The sequence below is a fragment of the Halomonas sp. BN3-1 genome, assembly GCF_003056325.1.
GTDB lineage: Bacteria > Pseudomonadota > Gammaproteobacteria > Pseudomonadales > Halomonadaceae > Halomonas > Halomonas litopenaei.
Genome location: NZ_PYVV01000015.1, coordinates 46141 through 66866, shown reverse-complemented (window position 1 = coordinate 66866; position 20726 = coordinate 46141). Strand labels below are relative to the sequence as shown.

The 20726-nt window shown below is 59.7% G+C and carries 15 protein-coding genes; 8 read left to right on the top strand and 7 right to left on the bottom strand.

Annotation, left to right across the window (positions count from 1 at the left end; all coding sequences use genetic code 11):
* Positions 1-112: 112 nt before the first annotated feature.
* The 6 genes from hfq (at position 113) to C9F12_RS18545 (ending at position 6955) form a co-directional block, all read left to right on the top strand.
* Entirely contained in the window at positions 113-358 is a 246-nt protein-coding gene (hfq, locus tag C9F12_RS18570; RefSeq protein WP_045993095.1) for an RNA chaperone Hfq, read from the top strand.
* 18 nt (positions 359-376) lie between these two features.
* A complete protein-coding gene (hflX, locus tag C9F12_RS18565; RefSeq protein WP_045993096.1) occupies positions 377-1693 on the top strand; it encodes a ribosome rescue GTPase HflX in 1317 nt (438 codons plus the stop codon).
* A 253-nt stretch (positions 1694-1946) separates the two neighbouring features.
* The gene (hflK, locus tag C9F12_RS18560) at positions 1947-3191 is read left to right on the top strand and encodes an FtsH protease activity modulator HflK (RefSeq protein ID WP_108131457.1); all 1245 of its coding nucleotides are present in this window, start codon (positions 1947-1949) and stop codon (positions 3189-3191) included.
* A complete protein-coding gene (hflC, locus tag C9F12_RS18555; RefSeq protein ID WP_045993098.1) occupies positions 3192-4094 on the top strand; it encodes a protease modulator HflC in 903 nt (300 codons plus the stop codon). It abuts the gene before it with no gap.
* 273 nt (positions 4095-4367) lie between these two features.
* A complete protein-coding gene (locus C9F12_RS18550; protein WP_045993099.1) occupies positions 4368-5549 on the top strand; it encodes an ATP phosphoribosyltransferase regulatory subunit in 1182 nt (393 codons plus the stop codon).
* 110 nt (positions 5550-5659) lie between these two features.
* Positions 5660-6955 (top strand): adenylosuccinate synthase, encoded by a 1296-nt coding sequence (locus C9F12_RS18545; protein WP_045993100.1) that lies wholly within the window; start codon positions 5660-5662, stop codon positions 6953-6955.
* Between the two features lie 108 nt (positions 6956-7063).
* Here the strand turns inward: C9F12_RS18545 and C9F12_RS18540 are convergent, their stop codons facing one another.
* The 7 genes from C9F12_RS18540 to C9F12_RS18505 form a co-directional block, all read right to left on the bottom strand.
* On the bottom strand, positions 7064-7498 hold the full coding sequence (locus C9F12_RS18540; RefSeq protein WP_108449811.1) for a hypothetical protein: 435 nt from the start codon (positions 7496-7498) through the stop codon (positions 7064-7066).
* A 907-nt stretch (positions 7499-8405) separates the two neighbouring features.
* Positions 8406-9353 (bottom strand): tetratricopeptide repeat protein, encoded by a 948-nt coding sequence (locus C9F12_RS18530; protein WP_162816521.1) that lies wholly within the window; start codon positions 9351-9353, stop codon positions 8406-8408.
* A gap of 392 nt (positions 9354-9745) precedes the next feature.
* Positions 9746-10579: a tetratricopeptide repeat protein gene (locus C9F12_RS18525; protein ID WP_162816520.1), complete on the bottom strand. Its 834-nt coding sequence runs from the start codon at positions 10577-10579 to the stop codon at positions 9746-9748.
* A 139-nt stretch (positions 10580-10718) separates the two neighbouring features.
* Entirely contained in the window at positions 10719-14318 is a 3600-nt protein-coding gene (locus tag C9F12_RS18520; RefSeq protein WP_108449807.1) for a T6SS effector BTH_I2691 family protein, read from the bottom strand.
* The gene (locus C9F12_RS18515) at positions 14287-15216 is read right to left on the bottom strand and encodes a DUF4123 domain-containing protein (RefSeq protein WP_108449806.1); all 930 of its coding nucleotides are present in this window, start codon (positions 15214-15216) and stop codon (positions 14287-14289) included. The genes C9F12_RS18520 and C9F12_RS18515 overlap by 32 nt, the downstream gene beginning before the upstream one ends.
* Positions 15216-17822 (bottom strand): type VI secretion system Vgr family protein, encoded by a 2607-nt coding sequence (gene tssI / locus C9F12_RS18510; RefSeq protein ID WP_108449805.1) that lies wholly within the window; start codon positions 17820-17822, stop codon positions 15216-15218. Before tssI ends, C9F12_RS18515 begins: the two co-directional genes overlap by 1 nt.
* A 459-nt stretch (positions 17823-18281) precedes the next feature.
* Entirely contained in the window at positions 18282-19004 is a 723-nt protein-coding gene (locus C9F12_RS18505; RefSeq protein ID WP_108449804.1) for a GntR family transcriptional regulator, read from the bottom strand.
* Between the two features lie 192 nt (positions 19005-19196).
* On the opposite strand from C9F12_RS18505, the gene C9F12_RS18500 reads away from it, so the two are divergent.
* Both C9F12_RS18500 and C9F12_RS18495 read left to right on the top strand, forming a co-directional pair.
* The gene (locus tag C9F12_RS18500; protein ID WP_045993107.1) at positions 19197-19481 is read left to right on the top strand and encodes a UxaA family hydrolase; all 285 of its coding nucleotides are present in this window, start codon (positions 19197-19199) and stop codon (positions 19479-19481) included.
* Between the two features lie 2 nt (positions 19482-19483).
* Complete coding sequence (locus C9F12_RS18495) at positions 19484-20653, top strand: UxaA family hydrolase (RefSeq protein WP_108449803.1); 1170 nt, start codon at positions 19484-19486, stop codon at positions 20651-20653.
* The last annotated feature ends 73 nt before the right edge of the window (positions 20654-20726 follow it).

Genomic DNA, 20726 nt, shown 5'->3' with positions numbered 1-20726 from the left:
CGACCACTTGCAGGGTCCCGCCGAACAACCGAATACCTGTCGCCCGCCGTCTTGAAGACCTCGGCGGGCGGCACCATAACCTAAAACCCTAAGACACTTCAGGGAGAGCAACATGTCCAAAGGGCAGTCCCTTCAAGACCCGTACCTGAACATTCTGCGCAAGGAGCGCATTCCGGTATCGATTTTCCTGGTCAACGGCATCAAGCTGCAGGGCCAGATCGAATCCTTTGACCAATTTGTCATCCTGCTGCGCAACACCGTCAGCCAGATGGTCTACAAGCACGCCATCTCCACGGTGGTGCCGTCACGCAATGTGCGTCTGCCGGCCCAGGATCCAGCTGCGCAGCCGGAGAGCTGATATTTCGTGAGGTATTGATTGTTTTTTGAACGTCCCGACGCCGGTGAAACGGCGGTACTCGTCCATATCGACTTTCAGGACGAGAAGGAGCGCGAAGATCCCGGTGAGTTCCACGAGCTGGTGAGGTCGGCGGGTGCCGAACCCGCAACCCTCGTGACCGGCTCGCGGCAACGACCCGACCCCAGGAGTTTCGTGGGGTCGGGCAAGCTCGAGGAAATCGGCGAGGCCCTGGCGGTACACAAGGCCGAGCTGGTGATCTTCAACCACGCGCTCAGTCCTTCCCAGGAACGCAACGTCGAGCAGACGCTGAAGTGTCGTGTGCTCGATCGTACGGGCCTGATTCTGGATATCTTCGCCCAGCGGGCGCGGACTCACGAGGGCAAGCTGCAGGTGGAGCTGGCCCAGCTCGAGTACATGTCCACGCGGCTGGTGCGAGGCTGGACCCACCTGGAACGCCAGAAGGGCGGTATCGGCCTGCGCGGTCCGGGTGAAACCCAGCTCGAGACCGACCGCCGCCTGCTGCGTGCGCGCATCAAGTCGATCCACAAGCGCCTGGACAAGGTGCGTAGCCAGCGCAGTCAGAATCGCCGCGCCCGCTCGCGTGCCGAGATCCCCAGCGTCTCGCTGGTGGGCTACACCAACGCCGGCAAGTCAACGCTTTTCAACAGCTTGACGGCGTCTGAGGTCTATGCGGCGGACCAGCTCTTCGCTACTCTCGACCCTACGCTGCGGCGTCTTGAGGTCGAGGACGTGGGGCCGGTGGTGCTGGCGGACACGGTGGGCTTTATCCGCCACCTGCCGCACAAGCTGGTGGAGGCGTTCCGTGCCACCCTGCAGGAGGCCGCCGAGGCCAGCCTGCTGGTGCATGTGATCGACTCAGCGGATCCTGATCGTGAGCTCAACGTCACCCAGGTGGAGGCGGTGCTCGACGAGATCGGCGCGCTGGACGTGCCGACGCTCAAGGTGATGAACAAGATCGACCTGTTCGACAGTTCGCCACGCATCGAGCGCGACGAGCACGGGGTACCGCAGACGGTGTGGCTGTCGGCGCAGAAGGGGCTGGGATTGGACCTGCTGACCCAGGCCCTGACCGAGCGGCTGGCGGAAGACATCATCGACTTCTCGCTGACCCTGACGCCGGAGCAGGGCAAGCTGCGCGCGGCGCTGCATGAGCTGAATGCCGTGCGCGACGAGTCCTTCGACGAGGACGGCCAGACGCAGCTGGATGTGCGTCTGCCGCGTCGTGACTTCAATCAGTTGATGGCACGCCTTGGCGAGCGTGCCGCCGATTACCTTCCCGTCGCGCTGCAGGAACGCGACGTCTGGGAAGCCTGAACCGACCCGCCTGACGGGTCGGCAAGAGCGTCGCCCGGATGGCGACGCCACAAGGAAAGCACTGAAGAAATGTCGCGAGCGACGACAGTTCGGTCTCCGCCGGAGCGGAAAGGTCGGAGTTGACACAGGGTTAAATGAGAACCTTGAGCACCGCCGGCGGCCGAGATGCCGAGCGCAACAATGTATGCAGTGTTTTCCAAGGATCGCAATCGATGCGCCTCGTCTAGGCGGGGGCACAGAGTGGAGACGACGTATGGCCTGGAATGAGCCTGGTGGCGGCAACGGCAACCAGCACGACCCCTGGAGTGGCGGGGGGCGCCGTGGCGGTAATGGGGGCGGTGGCAACCGCGGTGGCGACAATCAGGGTCCCCCCGACCTCGATGAGGCCCTGAAGAAGTTTCAGGACAAGCTCAACGGCATGCTCGGCGGCCGCGGCGGCAAGCGCGGCGGTGGCAAAGGTGGCGGCAAGGGCGGCGGCAATCGCCCGCGCAATACCTTCGCCTTGCCGGGCCTGTTGATCATCATCGGTCTCGCCGTATGGGCGGCCAGCGGCTTCTATCTGGTCGACCAGTCGGAGCGTGGCGTCGTGCTGCGCTTCGGCAAGTTCCAGGAAGTCGTCACCCCGGGCCTGCAGTGGAATCCGCCGCTGATCGACGACGTGCGCATGGTCAACGTTACCCGCGTGCGTTCGGTCAGCCAGACCCAGTCGATGCTGACCCAGGACGAGAACATCGTCTCGGTCGAGATCTCGGCCCAGTACCAGGTGGCAGCGCCGCGTGACTACGTGCTCAACGTGCGTGATCCCGAGCTGTCGCTGGAAAACGCCCTCGACTCGGCGCTGCGTCACGTGGTCGGTGGCACCGACATGATCGACATCCTGACCTCGGGTCGTGAGATTCTCGGCAGTGCCGTGACCAGCCGTCTGCAGACTTACCTGGACAACTACGGTACCGGTATCCGCCTGGTGACCCTGAACGTCGAGTCCACCTCGCCGCCCGATGCGGTGCAGGACGCCTTCGATGACGTCATCCGTGCCCGCGAGGATCGTCAGCGCACGATCAACCAGGCCATGGCCTATGCCAACGCCATCATCCCGGCGGCTCAGGGTCAGGCGCAGCGTATCGTCGAGCAGGGCCAGGGTTACCGCGAATCAGTGGTCGCCGAGGCGCGTGGTCAGGCCAACCGCTTCACCGCACTGCTGACCCAGTATCGCAATGCCCCCGAGGTGATGCGCGAGCGTCTCTACCTCGACGCCATCTCCGAGGTGCTCGGCCAGACCAACAAGGTACTGGTGGACGTCGATCAGGATGGCCCCTTGATGGTGCTGCCGATGGACCGTATCGGCCGTGGTCTGGGCACGTCCACCGCTGCCGACGCCGAGAATCAGCTCGATCCGCAGGTGCTGGAGCGCATCCGTGCCGAGTCCGCCAACGCGGCCTCCAATTCAAGCTCGAACCGCAACGGTCGTGACACCGGTATTCAGCGGGAGGGTCGCTAAATGATCAATAATCGATCCCTGCTCATCGTCGGCGGCCTGGCCGCCGCCGCCTGGCTGGCCAGCAACAGCCTCTACGTGGTCGACGAGACCGAGCGTGCGGTCAAGCTGCGCTTCGGTGAGATCATCGAGGAAAATATCCAGCCGGGCCTGCACGTCAAGGTGCCGATCACCCAGACCATTCGCAAGTTCGACACCCGGGTGCTGACACTGGATACCGACGCCAGCCGCTACCTGACCCAGGAGCAGAAGGCGGTGATCGTGGACTCCTACGTCAAGTGGCAGGTGGTCAACCCCACTCGCTACTACGAGGCCACGGCCGGTGACGAACTGATGGCGGTGCGCCTGATCCAGCCGCGGGTCGACGAGAGCCTGCGTAACGAGTTCGGCCAGTTGAACCTGCAGCAGATCATCTCCGAGAAGCGTGACGAGCTGATGTCCGGCCCCACCGAGGAGCTCGACAAGCTGATGCGCGAAGAGATCGGGGTGGCCATCCTCGACGTGCGGGTCAAGCGTATCGACCTGCCCGAGGACGTGTCCTCGGCGGTGTACGATCGCATGCGCTCCGAGCGTGAGCGTGAGGCCCGCGAGTGGCGTGCCCAGGGCCAGGAGGAGTCCGAGCGGATTCGCGCTAACGCCGATCGCCGCCGTCAGGTACTGCTGGCCCAGGCCAACGAGCGTGCCGAGACCCTGCGTGGTGAGGGTGACGCCGAGGCCGCCGGTATCTACTCCGACGCCTACGAGGGCGATACCGAGTTCTATCGCTTCTGGCGTAGCCTCAACGCCTATCGCGACTCCTTCGGTGCCGGCGAGGGCAACATGATGGTGCTGGATCCCTCCAGCGACTTCTTCCGTTACCTCAAGAGCGCCGATCCCCAGGGAGCTGGCAGCCAGCCCCAGGGCTAGCGGTGGCCCCTGGCCGCCGACCGCAAGGGCGAATGCCGCCCTTGCGGGGTTCAACTGGCGGCCAAACGTGATAGAATCGGTAAACCGGGCGTGGCCCGGTTTTTTTGTGGCCGTCATTCCCGACATCGTTCCGTCCGACGCATTCGCCAGCACGCCAGAAGTTCCGAGACCGCTCCGAGATGAGTTCCCGGATTTCACCAGTGCGCGAGGTTTTGCGTGCGCGCGGACCAGGCCCACCGTCTAAGCAAGATATCGACCAAGCAGGATATCGACATGACCATCGCTGACCGCTGGCTCCTGCCCGACGGCATGGACGAGGTGCTGCCACCTCAGGCCAGTCGTATGGAGGAGCTGCGCCGGGCGCTGCTCGACCTCTTCCATCTCTGGGGTTACGACCAGGTGATGCCGCCCCCGGTGGAGTTTCTCGACTCCCTGCTGACCGGCACCGGCACCGATCTCGACCTTCAGACCTTCAAGCTCACCGACCAGCTCACCGGGCGCATGATGGGGGTGACCGCCGACGTCACGCCGCAGGTGGCGCGCATCGATGCCCACTCGCTCAAGCGCGAAGGGCCGGTGCGTCTGTGCTACTGCACCAATGTGCTGCGAGCCAAGGCCGACAAGCATCAGGGCGGGCGCAGCCCGGTCCAGGTCGGTGTCGAGCTGTTCGGCAGCGCCAGCCTGGCGGCGGATCTCGAGATCCTGCGCCTGGCGCTGGAGAGCCTCTCGGCCTCCGGCGCCGGCGAGGTGCACCTGGCGCTTGGCCACGTCGGCATCTACCGCAACCTGGTCGAGGTCGCCGAGCTCGACGCCGAGGCCGAATACGCCATCTCCGCGGCGCTGGCGCTGAAGTCGCCGGGGCAGCTCGAGGCAGAGGTGTCCAGGGCGGTAAGCGATCCCGCTCTGGCGGCCATGTTCCGCACCCTGGGCGAGCTGCACGGCGGCCCCGAGGTGCTCGACCAGGCCCGCGAAGCCTTCGCCGAGGCGCCCCAGGCGGTCAACGACGCCCTCGACAAGCTGTGCGAGCTGTATCAGGGCGTGCATCGCGAACACCCCGAGGTGGCCTGCTACTTTGACCTGGCCGAGCTGCGCGGCTATCAGTACCACACTGGCATGATGTTCGCCGCCTACGTGCCGGGGTACGGTCAAGCCCTGGCCAAGGGCGGGCGCTACGACGACACCGGCCGTGCCTTCGGTCGCGCCAGGCCAGCTACCGGCTTCTCGATGGATCTGAAGCTGTTGGCGACGCTGGCCTCCAGCGAGGCCGCCAGCGACAGCGTCTGGGCGCCGGCGGAAGGTGACGCCGAGGGCCTCGACGAAGCGGTTCAGGCCTTGAGGCGTCAGGGGCGCCGGGTGATCCAGGGGCTGCCCGGCCAGCGCGCTGCGGGACACGGCTGCAGCGAGCAGCTGGTGGCCCGAGACCAGCGCTGGGTGCTCGAACCGCTGGCGACATGATCCTGCCGGCAGTGCCTGGCACTGTCTGGCAAGCAATACCGGGGCGCCGGGGCGTGGCGCTTTAATCGACTGTGGCGCCAAGGCGCAACCAAGAAGAGACGAGAACTGCAATGGGCAAGAACGTAGTCGTACTGGGTACCCAATGGGGCGATGAGGGCAAGGGCAAGGTCGTCGACCTGCTGACCGAGTCCGCCTCCGCCGTGGTGCGTTTTCAGGGCGGTCACAATGCCGGCCACACCCTGGTCATCGACGGTGAAAAGACCGTCCTGCACCTGATTCCGTCCGGCGTGCTGCGCGAGGACAAGACCTGCGTCATCGGCAACGGCGTGGTGCTGTCGCCGGAGGCACTGATCAAGGAAATCCGCGAGCTCGAGAGCAAGGGCGTACCGGTGCGCCAGCGCCTGCGTCTGTCGCCGGCCTGTCCGCTGATCCTCGACTACCACGTGCGCCTGGATCAGGCTCGCGAGAAGGCTCGTGGCATCGCCAAGATCGGCACCACCGGTCGCGGCATCGGTCCGGCCTACGAAGACAAGGTCGCCCGCCGCGGCCTGCGTCTGGGCGACATGCTCCATCGTGAGCGCTTCGCCTCCAAGCTGGGCGAGGTGCTGGACTACCACAACTTCGTGCTGACCAAGTACCACGGCGAAGAGCCGGTGGACTTCCAGGCGACCCTGGAAAGCGCCATGGAGATGGCCGAAGAGCTGCGTCCGATGGTCACCGACACCGTGAGCCTGGTCCACGACCTGCGCAAGGGTGGCGAGAACATCCTGTTCGAAGGCGCCCAGGGCTCGCTGCTGGACATCGACCACGGTACCTACCCCTACGTCACCAGCTCCAACACCACCGCCGGCGGCACCGCTACCGGTTCAGGCGTCGGCCCGCTGTATCTGGACTACGTGCTGGGTATCACCAAGGCCTACACCACCCGTGTCGGCTCTGGTCCGTTCCCCACCGAGCTGTTCGACGAGCACGGCCGTCACCTGGCAGAGAAGGGCCACGAGTTCGGTGCCACCACCGGTCGCGCCCGTCGTTGTGGCTGGTTCGATGCCGTGGCGCTGCGTCACGCGGTGCAGATCAACTCGGTATCCGGCATCTGCCTGACTAAGCTCGACGTACTGGACGGCCTCGAGAACATCCGTGTCTGCGTGGGCTATCGCAGCAAGGACGGCGAAGTGCTCGACAACCCGGTGGACTCCGAAGGCTACGAGGCCATCGAGCCGGTCTACCAGGACCTGCCGGGCTGGAGCGAGTCGACTCTGGGCGTCAAGCGCGTCGAGGACCTGCCCAACGCCGCCCGCGCCTACATCAGCTTCCTCGAGGAGCAGGTCGGCACCTCCATCGACATCATCTCCACCGGCCCGGACCGCAATGAGACCATCGTCCTGCGCAATCCCTTCGGTGACTGATCGTCAGGTCGCCTGACCCAAGCGACGAGCGCAACAGAAAAGGCCGGCAGTGATGCCGGCCTTTTGCGCTCTATCGACAACCCTCACCGATTCCCTTTGCTGTTGAATTCATGGCGACACTCCATCGAGAGCCTCGTGTGATTTTCTGTATACGCGCCCTAAAGCAAGCAGAATGACGCCAAGCAAAGCGACGCCGATCATTATCGAGAAGCCGGAGAGATAGTCGCTGAAATAATCGAAAGCGCTTGTGTCCATAACGTTTGAAAGCTCTTCCGATCGCTTGAACGATATCAATAGAAAAGTAATCAAGACATTGACTGCCTGCCCTGATAGTAGCGTGATGCCTGACAATGTCATCCAGTTTGACCCAGGGTATACCACCAGGCCAAGTAACAGGAATCCTGCCAGAGGTATGCAATATTCCCCCATTACTTCAAACTTTACATTCCCGGTTTCTGGGACATCGAAGAAGGCCAGCAGGCCCACTGTATATACGAAAAAGGCGCAGATCGTCAGAAAGATAATACCAAATAATCTTCTCATGATGATACCGTCATGAGACGAGAGAATTAAAATAGATATTGGCTTTCTGACGATATAGGAAAAAGGTGGATATTATAAAAAACAACAACAATAAATTTGTTATTGATTTGTCGAAGTTAATGAAAAACAAAAACAGAAGAGTGAAGCCGTGCCAAAATATAAAGATATTTCTCCCTCTTTTTAGACGAGCGAATATCATCATTGCTGTATATAGTAGCATAGTAGCATTAACGGTTAGTAATAATGACTGCATTTGCCTAGGCAGCCCAATCATGTGCATTTTTATGGTAAAGTCGATGCTTTCATAGCCTCTCATCATTAATACAAATTGTACTGTGGAAAGTATCATCAAGGCGCAGCAGATGATTGATATGGAAATAGGACGTTTAGGCATTACACACTCCTTTGTGTAGTTTACTTCCTGTGATCAGTTACGGCTGGTTTATCAAAGCTCCTTTTTGCCTGAGTGAATTTCACATATGTAAGGTAGACAGCATACGTCTACACCAAGTGTCGAAGCGTCCCCAAAAACTGGATGTGTGGTAGTACTGGGGTAGGGAAACGAACATATAAAACGAAGACATAGCATTCTTGCTACTTGTAGCTACCATCCGGCTGGTGCTCCAGGCCACTCTGTTCTTCTTCGATGGAGTCGTAGGGCAGTACCTGGCCTTGCTCATCGCGAACGCCATATCGGCAGCGGGTCACCCAGCAGGAGACAGCTCGCGCAGCGTATACGGTGAGGGTTGAGGGCAAGCCGCTTTCTTGGAACGGTGAACAAAGCACCGCGTTCGATGATCTCCGCGCCAACGAAGACGGTGGTTGTTCTTACGGTGACATAGAGAGTTGCCCCCGAAGAACCGCCGGTTGGCGGTACCGGTGGAAGGTCTCTGAAGTGTCGTCAGTGTCACTTAAAACTGCCGTCGGGTTGATACTCAAGTCCATAGTAACTTGGTACGAAAACTCCGTGTTCCTCTTGCCACTCGCGTGAAAGGCGAATGGCTTCCTGAACCTGCTCAGGAGTCATTATTGCCTCAAGGCGGCGTTTGTCTGGCGCTCCAGCAGGATCCTGGAGGTCGTAGTACTTATATGCTTGAACCAGATCTACCTCGGTGCCGATGCCATGTTCGTAGTAGTTGGCAAGGCCTCGGTGGCTCAGAAATCCATTAAAAGGCATATCTTCCGCGCGTTTTAGCCACTCAAAGGCTGTTTGTTCATCTTTAGGGACACCAGTTCCTTCTCGGTAGATGCCGGCAAGCTGGGTGGCGGACTCGGCATCACCCTGTTCGGCGGCTTCGGTAAACCAGATTTTCGCCTGCTGGATATCTTCATCCACCAGGTCCCGAGGATCGGCGCCACGGTAGGCATGGCCAAGATCTTTCTGGGAAAGAATATAGCCTTTCTCCGCCGATGCTTGGAGATAGGCCAGGGCAAGTGGTTTGTTGACTTGTGTGCCAATTCCCTTGTAGTAGACGGTGAAGAGAGAGTAACCGGCATCTATAACGCCAAGCCTCCATGCCTCTTGAAGTAACTTCGTGCCTTCGCTCGTATCAGGCTGCCGCTCGAATCCTATGATCTGACCAAAGTAAACAAGACCCAATAGGAAGGTGGCTTCGCCATCTCCGTTGCTGGCTCTCTCTTTCATTTGATCTTCGGTTATGTTGCTGAAGTGGTCCCAGTATGATTTGTTTTGGGGTGTGTTTAAAGTAAAGTATGGCGTTCCTTCCATTTTGACAATGGTTGTGGTCTGAGATTTTATAAAGCTTAAAGTGGAGGCATTATCACAGCCCGAAATGCTGGCTATTGTCAGAAGAGATAAAACAAAAGTTGCTAGGCGCAGTTGAATGTGTGGCACGGTTATATTCTCATCGTGAATGCCCCGGAATTGGCGCCGACTGGACTATCTAAGTTTAGGTGTGGTGCTCAACAACCCTTTTCACCCTTACGCCCTTGAACACCAGCTCCAGGCCATTCTGTTCTTCTTCCATGGAGTCGTAGGGCAGTACCTGGCCTTGCTCATCGCGAACGCCATATCGGCAGCGGGTCACCCAGCAGGAGACAGCTCGCGCAGCGTATACGGTGAGGGTTGAGGGCAAGCCGCATTTTTTGGAACGGTGAACAAAGGACGGCGTTCGATGATCTCCGCGCCAACGAAGACGGTGGTGGTTTTTAGGGTGGCATAGAGAACTGCCCCGAAGAACCGCCGGTTGGCGGTACCGGTGGAAGGTCACTGTAGTGTTGTCAGTGTTACTTAAAACTGCCGTCGGGTTGATACTCAAGTCCATAGTAACTTGGTACGAAAACGCCGTGTTCCTCCTGCCACTCGCGTGAAAGGCGAATGGCTTCCTGAATCTGCTCGGGTGTCATCATTTCCTCGAGGCGGCGTTTGTCTGGCGCTCCAGCAGGATCTTCAAGGTCGTAGTATTTGTAGGCCTGTACCAGATCTACTTCGGTGCCGATGCCCTGTTCGTAACACATGGCAAGGCCGCTATGGCTCATTCGGCCCTCAAACGGCATGTTTTCTGCTCGCTTTAGCCATTCAAAAGCGACTTTGTCGTCCTTAGGTACTCCTAATCCCTTATAGTAAATTTGTGCTAACTGAGTGGCAGACTCGGCATCGCCCTGTTCCGCGGCTTTGGTAAACCAGTATCGTGCCTTCTCGATATCCAACTCGACGATGCCTCGTGGTTGAGGACCTTGGCTATTTCCCCTGTAAGCATAAGCAAGGTTTTTTTGCGAACGTATATAGCCTTTTTCTGCCGATGCTTCGAGATAGGCCAATGCAAGGGGGTGATTGACGCGGACGCCATGTCCGTAGAAGTAAACTTTGAATAAGATATGGCCCGCATCCACCACGCCAAGCTGCCATGCTTCCTGAAGCAGTGTTAACCCGTATGCTTTGTCCACGGGTTCTTCAATCCCTGTGACCATGTCTAAATATATCAATCCAAGGATAAGTTTGGCCTCTCCGTCGTTTTTTTTGCTATCTTCTGCTAGTTGCGTCATGTCGATATTTTCAAGCCTTTCCGACAGTGCATATCGACTGGGCGCATTGGAAATGAAATATGGAGTGTTTTCCATGGTTGCGATCGCTGTAGGATTTAGTCCATTCGGTAGATGGTCCCTACCGTTGTCGCATCCAGATAATATTAAAGAAATTAATATATATATCGCTATAATTGTCGAGTTATTTTTGGTTCTCTCTGAAATCATCATCATTTTATACCATTATCTTGAATGTGCCGTTATTCTCTTCAGTTGGCGTCTTAGAATCTGTGAAGCTGACGAATAGTGATAGTAATCTTGGTGGTTGATTACTTTGGATATGTTGTTCGTAACTTAATAGGTATGAGTTTTTGATTTTTTTGATATCGACTGTTTTTGAGATTCTTGGGTCATTATTACTTTCGTAGATTCTATTGGATAAAATGCCTTGATTTTCGGTTTTGATGTAACTATCTTGAAATATTGGTTCTCTGTCGAGCCCTTCCCCTAGCTCCAGTTTTAATCCGATCTCCATCTCATCCAAATCCGGCACGGTGACCAGAATGCTAAGTGTGCGTGGTAGCTGACGGGAGCGCTCCCTGACGATATCCCATTGCCCTTGAGTCGGTACCACCCCATAGCTTTCGTAGTCATCTGGCTCTTGCAGCAACATTTCCACCGTCACGCCCTTGAACACCAGTTCCAGGCCATTCTGTTCCTCTTCCATGGAGTCGTAGGGCAGTACCTGGCCTAGCTCATCGCGAACGCCATATCGGCAGCGGGTCACCCAGCAGGAGACGGCGAAGGCGACCAGGATGTTGAGTCCAGGCCCAAGGATGAGTTTCAAAACGGAGGTAACCACCCCGTTGGCAACACCCGCGAAAAGAGCGACAGGTGCGCTAATGGGCCCGACAGCGACAGCTACGACAATGACCAAGGCGACGACACCGTTGGCAACATCGATATTGCCGGCGGTCCTGTGTTTATTCTGAATACTCTCCGGCAGGCCCAACAAGGCCGCCCGATGGGCGTTGGCACGTTTGTCAAGACCATCCGCGATACTGAGTACCCCTATGATGGCGTCGCCTGGCAGCCTGAGGATCTGCAGGCGCCGGACGAGCGATGCCAGGGCGCCGTCGGTACTGGCCAAAAGAGTGGCAGCGAATTGCAAGGTGTCGACGGAGGCAATGATGAGTTTTGTCAAGGCAAGCGTTACCTGGATGCCGTCTGCGTCGCCTGAGGAAAATTCGCTGTTGAGGATGCTGAAGTTGTTGTAGTAGATCAGCAGCAGTTGAACCCTCGTGGACGTATTCCTGAGGCCTGCGACGGCGGAGTGGTTGGTGCCGCCGATGCCCTGGGCAATGTAGCTGCCTAGATCGCGCGCATTTTGCCGATCGTTCCAGTTGCTTTTTGCAATATCGTCTTCGCCGAAGTCATCGGTAGTGGTGTTGTAGCGATCCAGGAAGTCCGGGGCGGTTGTATCGATGGGGATGACCACGGTGATTTGATGGTCATTCTCGATATGGGTGACGGAGAAGTTGCCTCCCACGCCGTCGTCCTCGTGGAACTGCAGAGCACCGGAGGCGTCGGGGTTGGCCTTGCCTTTGGGATAGAGTTGGCGCGTCAGCGTATCCAGCCAGTCGTGGAAGTCCTTGCGGCGGACGGAAACGCTCGCCAGCACTGGCAGGTGGAGGTATTGGGCAGGGTCATTGGCGTCCTGTGACGCCTGGATCTGCTGCACGTCGTAGCTGCCGGTAATGATCAACTGCTGATAGCGGTTGAAACTTTCCAGCGCCTTGACGGATGGGAGGTCTGCCGCGTCGATCGCGTTGTTGTTGCTGTTGATATTTGTTGTACCACCATCGTTGCCGGCGTCCGCGTCAGCGGTAGAATTTGGGTCCGGTGGCGTGTCGGGAATGACCTTGGAGGCGTCCTGTAGCGCCTGGGCGTAGAGACTGTTGCCCATGGTGGCGATGAGGCCGGCCATGATGGTGTCGTAGCGAAACTCGCGCTCGCCATGCAGCAGCTCACGATACTGCTCCCGCCATCTGAGCAAGACCCTGGGCGGTACGTAGGCTTTGGCCGGTAGCGCCTGGCGAACGGTAAGGGCGTCGTCGATCAAGCGACGCTGGTTGGAGAACATGGCCTTCATCAGCAATGAATCAGTTGAGTCGATGGCGCTGGCTAGCCTGTCCCACAACCATTTGCTGGCATCACTCAGAATGCCGCCCAGCAGTGCGTTGGAGAGTACTCCGCTCAGTCCCAGCCCGGGTGCATAGACATCGTCGGAGTAGCGTACTGTGACGCGATCAAGGTGTGCCTCGACCCACAGGGAGTAGTCCTCATCGAAGGCCCGTACCAGCTGATTGATCCGCTCCACCAGCGCTTTGTACTTTGCCTTGAAGTCTTCAAGCTCGGGGTTAATGCGTTTCCCTGTCTCGGGATCTACGGGAGCGTCCGGCAAGGTATAGTAGTCCGCTAGCTCCTTGTTGTAGGCGGAGATAAGTTGCTCGGGTTCCTGGGTCAGCAGTTCGATGCTCCTCCTTTCTGCATCGATCTGACGCTGCAGGTCGCGCCTTTCAATACGTAGTGTTTCGATCCGCTGTCTATCTAGCCAGTTGGGATCGCCGTCGGAGCGTATCGCTTCGATCTGCCGATCTATCTGATTTATCCGTTGCTGCTTGAAGTCGATTGTCGGTTGGCTGGCCTCTTCAATCCGCTGGTTCAGGGGGGCCTGGGCAATCTGCCGCTGTATTCGGTAATTTTCCTCGAAGATCTCGATGGCCTTGTAGCACAGCAGGTTGCGCCGATTCAGGTATCCCTGGGGGTCATACTGTTGAAGAAACTCCTCGAGCAGCTCCAATGGTCGTTGGCGGTAGGCGTTGAGTTCGTTGATCAGGCCGACTTCATCATGCACCGCCAGTACCAGACTCTTGTCCTTTAGTTGCTGCGAGGCGGCGCGAAGACGCTGTCCGATGGCTTGGCGCAGTTCCTCGCGGGTGAATAGTTGGCGATTGTTCTGATCGGGCCAGAAGAAGGCCTCCATGCCGGCGGCATTGTCGCTGTACTCGGCGACCAGCGAGAGCTCCTCGGCGCTGAAGGCGAAGGGCTGCTGGGTCTTGTTGTCGCGCCAGGCGGCGACGTCGAAGCGCTGCATGGCTACGTCGCGCAGGCGCCGACCGTCACTGTGGGAGGCGGTGCGCAGGTGGTTGAGAAAGGTGATGGGAAGCGCGTGCTCGCTGTACAGGTAGTAGATGTTGGTGGCGGTGTCGACGCTGTCCAGGGCGATGGTCGAAGCGCTGACCGTCTTGAAGCGCCGTTCCTCGTCGTTCAGCCCGCAGGCAAATTCGGGTTGTTCCGGGGAGGGGGGCGCCTCACTGACAGCAAACTGATAGAACATGCCGTCGGTCGTGACGACATAGGCATACCAATTGTGGTTGACGCGATCTCCCGTCGTCTCGCCGTCGCTGGTATTGCGAGTGTTCTCGTCGTCGAGCAGATAGAAGTAGCCGGGTCTGAGCTGGCGCAGGATATATTTGCTGACCTGGCTATCGGTGGTGTCGCCCAGATAGCTGCGTACGGGTTCTCCCAGCGCGCGTGGTGACGTCCCCTGGTCGGTCACGGCCTGGTTGAGCCGGATATCGGTGAACTCCGTTACCCTGTCCGCCGGTAATTCGGTGAAGCCGGAGGTCATCGAGGTGCGTTCACAGACGGTCAAGCGCACCGGCAGGATGGGGAGACCCACTCTCTCGCACAGAGGGCACTGTCCTGATTGCACGCCGGGTAGATCGATGCAGGCGTCATCAATCCGCTTGAGCAGGTCTGGATTGACCATGAGCCGTATTCCTCGTCCAGGTTGAGATCTCGTTCCACTCGGCAACCGGCAGGGCGGCGGTCAGATCGCCGTAGCGCTGGCTCGGACCGATGCTTTCCAACAGGCGCTGCATGAAGGGGTGTCGATGAAAGTCATCCCCCACGTGGAGACCATGCAGGACAAACCTTTGCTGGTCGGCAGGCGTGTGGAGTCCATGCCGTTCAGCAGTCCGCATCAGCGCGTTGATACGCTCTGGTGATGCCTCCGCTGCACTGTCAGGCTCAAGCGAGCGCCACTTGTCGATCAGGTGGTTGATGGTGCCGCTGCGTTTGAGCGAGGCCCATTGTTCCGGTGACAAGGTAAAGGGCGCTGGAGGCGGCTCCCGGGGAATCTCCATTTCACGCAGGACCTGCTGGTGGTCGAAATAGAACCAGCCGGTGAAGGGGTGCAATAGCAGGGTTTTCTGACCGGGTTCCAGCAGAAAGGCGAGCAGCTCCATCACCCTTGGATCGAAAAAACGCAGAAGGCATGTCTTGCCTTCGGGACTGGTCACCGTCAGTTGGCGTTCGATCCACCGACTCAGGGAGATCGACAGGACCGACGAGGTGACCAAGGCGCAAAACCCGCTTGGCTCCGTACGCTTGCTTGGCAGGCTGCTACGTTGCTGCGCTACCAGCTCGGGGATGTCGATGTCCCGCACCTCCAGCGGTTTGAGGTAGAGCCGCCGCCATGGAGGTAGGTCGATAAAGGGGTTGGCGATGATGCGAAACTGCCTGGTCGCCAGTTCCAGTTCGTCGCAGGAAAGTTGCCAGCGCTCGTCCTGGGAAGGATCGATCAGTGCGTAGAGCCTGGAGGTGCTGGCCTGCAGACGAAGGCGCTGGAGTGTGTTGTCAGTTGAGCTTGCCGGTTCGCTCGACATCAGTTGCCCTCCACGATGCCGCCGCCGTCCTTGCTGGCCTGGCCGTTGCTGCGCGGGCAGATTTTCGGCGCGAAGTCCGGCAGGTAGGGAAGCGCGGGATCCAGCGATGAAGGCCCGGCCAAGCTGTGCGTGGTGGCCTTGAGGCTGACAAGACCCGGGCCGTGGATCTGGATATCGCCGTCCTTGATGCGCAGGACGCCTCCGCCGCTGATGAACTCAATGCCCTGGGCGGCCTCGATACGCACCTTGCCCTCGGTGGAGGTGATGGAGAGGGTCTTTTCCGCGCTCAGCGCCATCTGGTCGCTCTGGGCCTGCACCTCTACCTTGCCTCGGGCGGCGAACAGCTTGATGCCGGCTCGCTGCACGAACAGCGACAGGCGCTCGCGGATAGTGGCCACCAGGCTGCGTCGGCTGGCCAGGTTGATGTCTTCGCCACAACTGGCGCTGAACGATTCGTGCTGGGCGAGGTGTGTCGATGCGGGGGTACTCAAGACGATGCCGGCCGGTGAGGCAAGATGCAGCCAGGGTTGCTGGAGCCCGGATGCCTGTCCGGTGCCTGCCTGGCTGCCGGCCTCGGCGGTGGACTGCTCGTCGCTGTCGGCGGCACAACTGTTTGGCTCGCCGTAGATCTGCCGGGTGTCCTCGGCGGCCTGCTTGAGGTCGAGGCGAGTCTCCAGCACATCGGCACCGTGTTCCATGGCGCTCTTGCTCAGGCGATCGGACAGGTGCCAGGCGCTGGACAGTTCCTGATGGATGGGCCCTGTCGCAAGCTGGTCGCCTGCAGCCCCCAGCTGCCCCCAACTGGTCAGCAACAGCCCCTGATTCGAGCGGATTGCGCCATAGGCATCGCTACGCAGTTCGAAGCCGGTGCCACGAAAGTCCCCGCGCGTGTTGCCGTGCTGATGTATCAGGTAGCCCAGATTGAGCTGGCTCTTGGCGTGTTCCGAGTTGAGGCGGATACGCTCCTGGTCGGTGGCGTCGTCAAACACCAGTTCGTTGTAGTTGCTGCCTCGGTAGGTCTTTGACTTGATGCCCGAAAGCAGGCCGTTGGAATGCCACTCGGGTTGTGCATCACCGTTGTAGACCCGGCCGGTTATGAGGGGACGATCCGGATCGCCCTCGAGGAAGTCGACGATGACCTCCTGGCCGATGCGTGGCACGAACACGGACCCCCAGCTGGCGCAGGCATTGGCTTCGGACACCCGTAACCAGCAACTCGAGCGATCGTCGTGCTGTCCGTTGCGATCCCAATGGAACTGCACCTTGACGCGGTTGAGGCGGTCGGTATGGATCTCTTCGCCTTCGGGGCCGACGACGATGGCAGTGTGGGGGCCGCCGACAACGGGGCGTGGATGATCCAGTGTGGATCGAAAGGGCACGACGGTGCGCTGCACCTCGAAGTCAACCAGGTAGTGGCCGGTGCCGGCACGCTGGTAGTCGTCTTGGTGAGGGCTCTCGTCCTGCAGACCGTGGGCGCTTCTGGCCTGATCCAGGGCTTGCTGCAGGCTGCCCGGCAGGGTGCTGAGGTGGGCGGATACCGGCAGGGCGTTCTCGGCCTGGATATTGAGGTCGAGCACGACGAATTCACGCTCGCTGGCATCGCCGTGCAGGTGACGTTCGTGTTGTTCCAGCGAGAAGATATGGCCAGCCTGCAACTGTCGTGTGCCACCGGCGCCTCGGAAACGCTTGGCCAGGGATTCCACTGCCTGCAGGCGGTTGTCCACCAGGGTACGGCCGCGATCGAAGGTATCGTAGTAGTACGCCCCGGGATAGTCGTAGAACTCCTGGGGACTGAGATTTCCCTGGTCGGGCAGGGTATCCAGTGCGTATTGGCGGGGCCGTGATGGTTGCCGGTAGTCGCAGGTGCCGATGGTCATGCGGGTCGGTTGCTGGCGACGGATACCTCCCCACTGAGTGATGCTGTCCTGGTGCTCCGTGGCGGCTTGACGGTGATAGCGAATCGCCCTGGGGGAGACCGCCGGACAGACGGTGAGGTCGTCGGTGATCACCATGCGATGCCCTGGATAGCGGTCCTGATCGGCGCTGTGTTCGAAGAAGTAGTAGAGGCCTTCCTGCTGCATCAGCCGGCTGATGAAGTGGAAGTCACTTTCGCGGTACTGAACGCAATAGCTGCGGGCCGCATACGGGCGCTGGCTGCGGATGAGCCAGCGTCCGTTGGCCATGTCGTAAGCCGAGAATACCGTTTCCAGAATATCCAGCACGTTCATGTCCTGGAAAATGCGGCTGTCCTGACCGAGTTGCAGGAGCGACAGCCAGGGCACTATCCCGAGCTGGTAATAGAAGACTCCACCATCCTCTCCCAGTAGCGCTGCCGTATCGACGAAGCCTGATCGTCGTTGATAGCTGCCGTCTGCCTGGCGAATGTCGAGTTCGGCCGGCATTGCCAGCAGGTGTTTGAGCTCAACATCTCCGCGTTGGCAAATGCAGTCGAGGGTGTAGCGGAAGGGGTGGGACATTCGCTCATTGCCCACCAGTCGATGGGGAATCAGTGGATGCTTGCCGACGCTGAGTTTCAGCAGTCGTTCGTCCTGCGTGAGTTCCGTATCGAACAGTGATCCCAGCCAGCGGCCCGAGCCATTCTCCATTGCTTTGCGCTCCCTGTGCGTGTCCATGCCCACGCTTCCGCCAGAACGTGTCCGGGAACGCTCTTCAGGTGTTTCGAACTTCGGGTCGGACTTGTACGGGGCGAGCGACGGCGAACCGTTATCTAATGGTTATGGCTACATTAGGCATCATCGGTTGTCTGGGGGAATCGGTGATATGGATGGATGAATGGAAGTGGTGGATTTGTAAGAAGATCAGTACAAACTAACTGGGAGTGACGAAGTGGCTCGCGCGGTATCTCTGGCGGGGACGTGGCGGCTCAAGGCGGGGCGCTGCGCTGGCGCAGATGAGGAGAGCCGCTGACGAGAGAGGCTCCCCCGTGGCCAGGATATCGTCCACGGGGGAGAGAATGATCGACCCTTCAAGGCCAGTAGTGGCTGCCCACATCGGGCACGCTGCCTGGCCATCGACAATCGAGCAAGCCTGGCTGGGTCGGGGCGCTACAACTCGTTGAAGTAACAGTGATGCCGGGTCTCGCAACGGGACACTCGGTACTCCAGCGCCTGCTCCTGAATATCTCTTGCCACCCGCCGTATCTCGAGGATCGGACTGCCTTCGGCGATTTCCAGGTGGTGGGCTTCGTCCTTGCCCGCCGCCACCGCGAACAGGCGTTCCTCGGCGTGGCTGACGTTGCAGCCGAAACGCTGCTGATACAGCTGATAGAGGGTGTTTGGCAGGGTCTCCGGCAGGCTTTCCAGCGTCGGAAAGCGTGTCGCCGCGACCACCACGTCCTCGAGCAGGGCGGGGCGTTCGTCGAGCTCCCTGACGCGGCGAATATGGATGACGTCGTCTGCGTCCTCCAATCCCAGCACCTCCATTTCCTCTTCGTTGGCCGGACGCCTTTCGCGCACCAGGATGCGCGACGTCGGTAGCGAGCGGGTGCCATCGAGTCGGGTCAGGTGGAAGAAGCGAAACAGCGAGCTGTCCTGATCGTGGGTGGCGACCACGGTGCCCTTTCCCTGGTAGCGGATCACCACGTTGTCGCTAGCCAGGGAGTCCAGCGCCTTTCTCAGGGTGCCGACACTGACCTGATACTCCTTGGCCAACGCCGACTCGCTGGGGATAAAGGTGCCGGGTGCCCACTCTCCCGAGACGATGCGCTGAAGCAGCACCTCCTTGATCTGCTGGTAGAGCGGTCGGTAGCTGAGGCTTGGCTGATCCATGCGGGTTCCTTCTTTGCGTTGGGCGAGGCCCGTTTCTTCGTCGCCAGTATAGCTCGAGGGAAATCTAGTTGATACTTGACTAACCTATATCCTATGTCCTATACATGAGTTGTGAGGGCAGCAAGCGACACCTGCCCAGGGCCAACCGGCGATATCACAACGTCAACAACATTCGTTCAGGAGAGGGGCAGCATGAGCATCGATTTCGTAGTGCACGATGCCGACGACAGTGTCGGGGTCGTGGTGGTCGAAGGCGTCGAGGCGGGGCAGACCCTGACAGGCTGGGTCATGCATCAGGACCAGACGGTCACCTTCGAGGTGAGCGACGCCATTCCCATCGGTCACAAGCTGGCCATTCGTGACCTCGATGAGGGCGACACCGTGATGAAGTACGGCGTCGATATCGGTCGCGTCGTCCAGCCGATCAAGCAGGGCGAGCACCTGCACGTACACAACGTCAAGACAAAGAGGTGGTAAGCATGGAAATCAAGGGTCGCAAGTTCCAGGGGTATCGGCGTGAAAACGGCCGTGTAGGGGTCCGTAATCACGTGATCGTGCTGCCGGTGGACGACATTTCCAATGCTGCCGCCGAAGCGGTTGCCAACAACATCAAGGGCGCACTGGCGCTGCCGCATCCCTACGGCCGCCTGCAGTTCGGCGCCGATCTGGACCTGCACTTCCGCACGCTGATCGGGACCGGCTGCAATCCCAACGTGGCGGCGGTGGTGGTGATCGGTATCGAGCCAGGCTGGACCAACAAGGTGGTGGACGGCATCAAGGCCACCGGCAAGCCGGTCGAAGGCTTCTGGATCGAACAGAATGGTGATCACAACACCATCTGTGCCGCCTCCAAGAAGGCCAAGGAATTCGTCCAGTACGCCAGCGAGATCCAGCGCGAGGAGTGCGACGTCAGCGAACTGTGGGTGTCCACCAAGTGCGGCGAGTCGGACACCACCTCCGGCTGCGGCGCCAACCCTACCGTGGGCGACGCCTTCGACAAGCTGTACGACGCCGGCTGCACCCTGGTATTCGGCGAGACCTCAGAGCTGACCGGCGGGGAACACCTGGTGGCCGAGCGCTGCGCCACCCCCGAGGTGCGTGAACAGTTCCAGGCGATGTTCGATCGCTACAGCGACATGATCGACCGCCACAAGACTAGCGACCTGTCCGAGTCCCAGCCGACCAAGGGCAACATCGAAGGTGGCCTGACCACCATCGAGGAGAAGGCGCTGGGCAACATCCAGAAGATCGGCCGTCGCTGCAAGGTGGATGGCGTACTGGACAAGGCCGAAACGCCGGACAAGCCGGGCCTGTGGTTCATGGACTCGTCTTCCGCCGCCGCCGAGATGGTGACCCTGTGCGCCGCCGCCGGCTACGTGGTGCACTTCTTCCCGACGGGGCAGGGCAACGTCATCGGCAACCCGATCCTGCCGGTGGTGAAGATCTGCGCCAACCCGCGCACCGTGCGCACCATGAGCGAGCACATCGACGTCGATGTGTCCTCGATCCTCAAGCGCGAGATCAACATGGACGAGGCCGGTGATCAGCTGCTGGAAATGATGCTGCGCACCGCCAATGGCCGCAATACCGCCGCCGAGGCGCTGGGGCATCGGGAGTTTGTGCTGACCCGTCTGTACGAAAGCGCCTAAGCCAACGCCCGAGGCGGCGATCTGGCAAAAAAACCGGCTCCTCCCGCCGTTCGTCGGGAGGGGCAGGCCGTTG

Coding starts and splice junctions, on each gene's coding strand:
- hfq (WP_045993095.1), top strand. CDS start 113: ATGTCCAAAGGGCAGTCCCTTCAAGACCCGTACCTGAACATTCTGCGC.
- hflK (WP_108131457.1), top strand. CDS start 1,947: ATGGCCTGGAATGAGCCTGGTGGCGGCAACGGCAACCAGCACGACCCC.
- hflC (WP_045993098.1), top strand. CDS start 3,192: ATGATCAATAATCGATCCCTGCTCATCGTCGGCGGCCTGGCCGCCGCC.
- C9F12_RS18550 (WP_045993099.1), top strand. CDS start 4,368: ATGACCATCGCTGACCGCTGGCTCCTGCCCGACGGCATGGACGAGGTG.
- C9F12_RS18545 (WP_045993100.1), top strand. CDS start 5,660: ATGGGCAAGAACGTAGTCGTACTGGGTACCCAATGGGGCGATGAGGGC.
- C9F12_RS18540 (WP_108449811.1), bottom strand. CDS start 7,498: ATGAGAAGATTATTTGGTATTATCTTTCTGACGATCTGCGCCTTTTTC.
- C9F12_RS18525 (WP_162816520.1), bottom strand. CDS start 10,579: ATGGAAAACACTCCATATTTCATTTCCAATGCGCCCAGTCGATATGCA.
- C9F12_RS18520 (WP_108449807.1), bottom strand. CDS start 14,318: ATGGTCAATCCAGACCTGCTCAAGCGGATTGATGACGCCTGCATCGAT.
- C9F12_RS18515 (WP_108449806.1), bottom strand. CDS start 15,216: ATGTCGAGCGAACCGGCAAGCTCAACTGACAACACACTCCAGCGCCTT.
- tssI (WP_108449805.1), bottom strand. CDS start 17,822: ATGGAGAATGGCTCGGGCCGCTGGCTGGGATCACTGTTCGATACGGAA.
- C9F12_RS18505 (WP_108449804.1), bottom strand. CDS start 19,004: ATGGATCAGCCAAGCCTCAGCTACCGACCGCTCTACCAGCAGATCAAG.
- C9F12_RS18500 (WP_045993107.1), top strand. CDS start 19,197: ATGAGCATCGATTTCGTAGTGCACGATGCCGACGACAGTGTCGGGGTC.
- C9F12_RS18495 (WP_108449803.1), top strand. CDS start 19,484: ATGGAAATCAAGGGTCGCAAGTTCCAGGGGTATCGGCGTGAAAACGGC.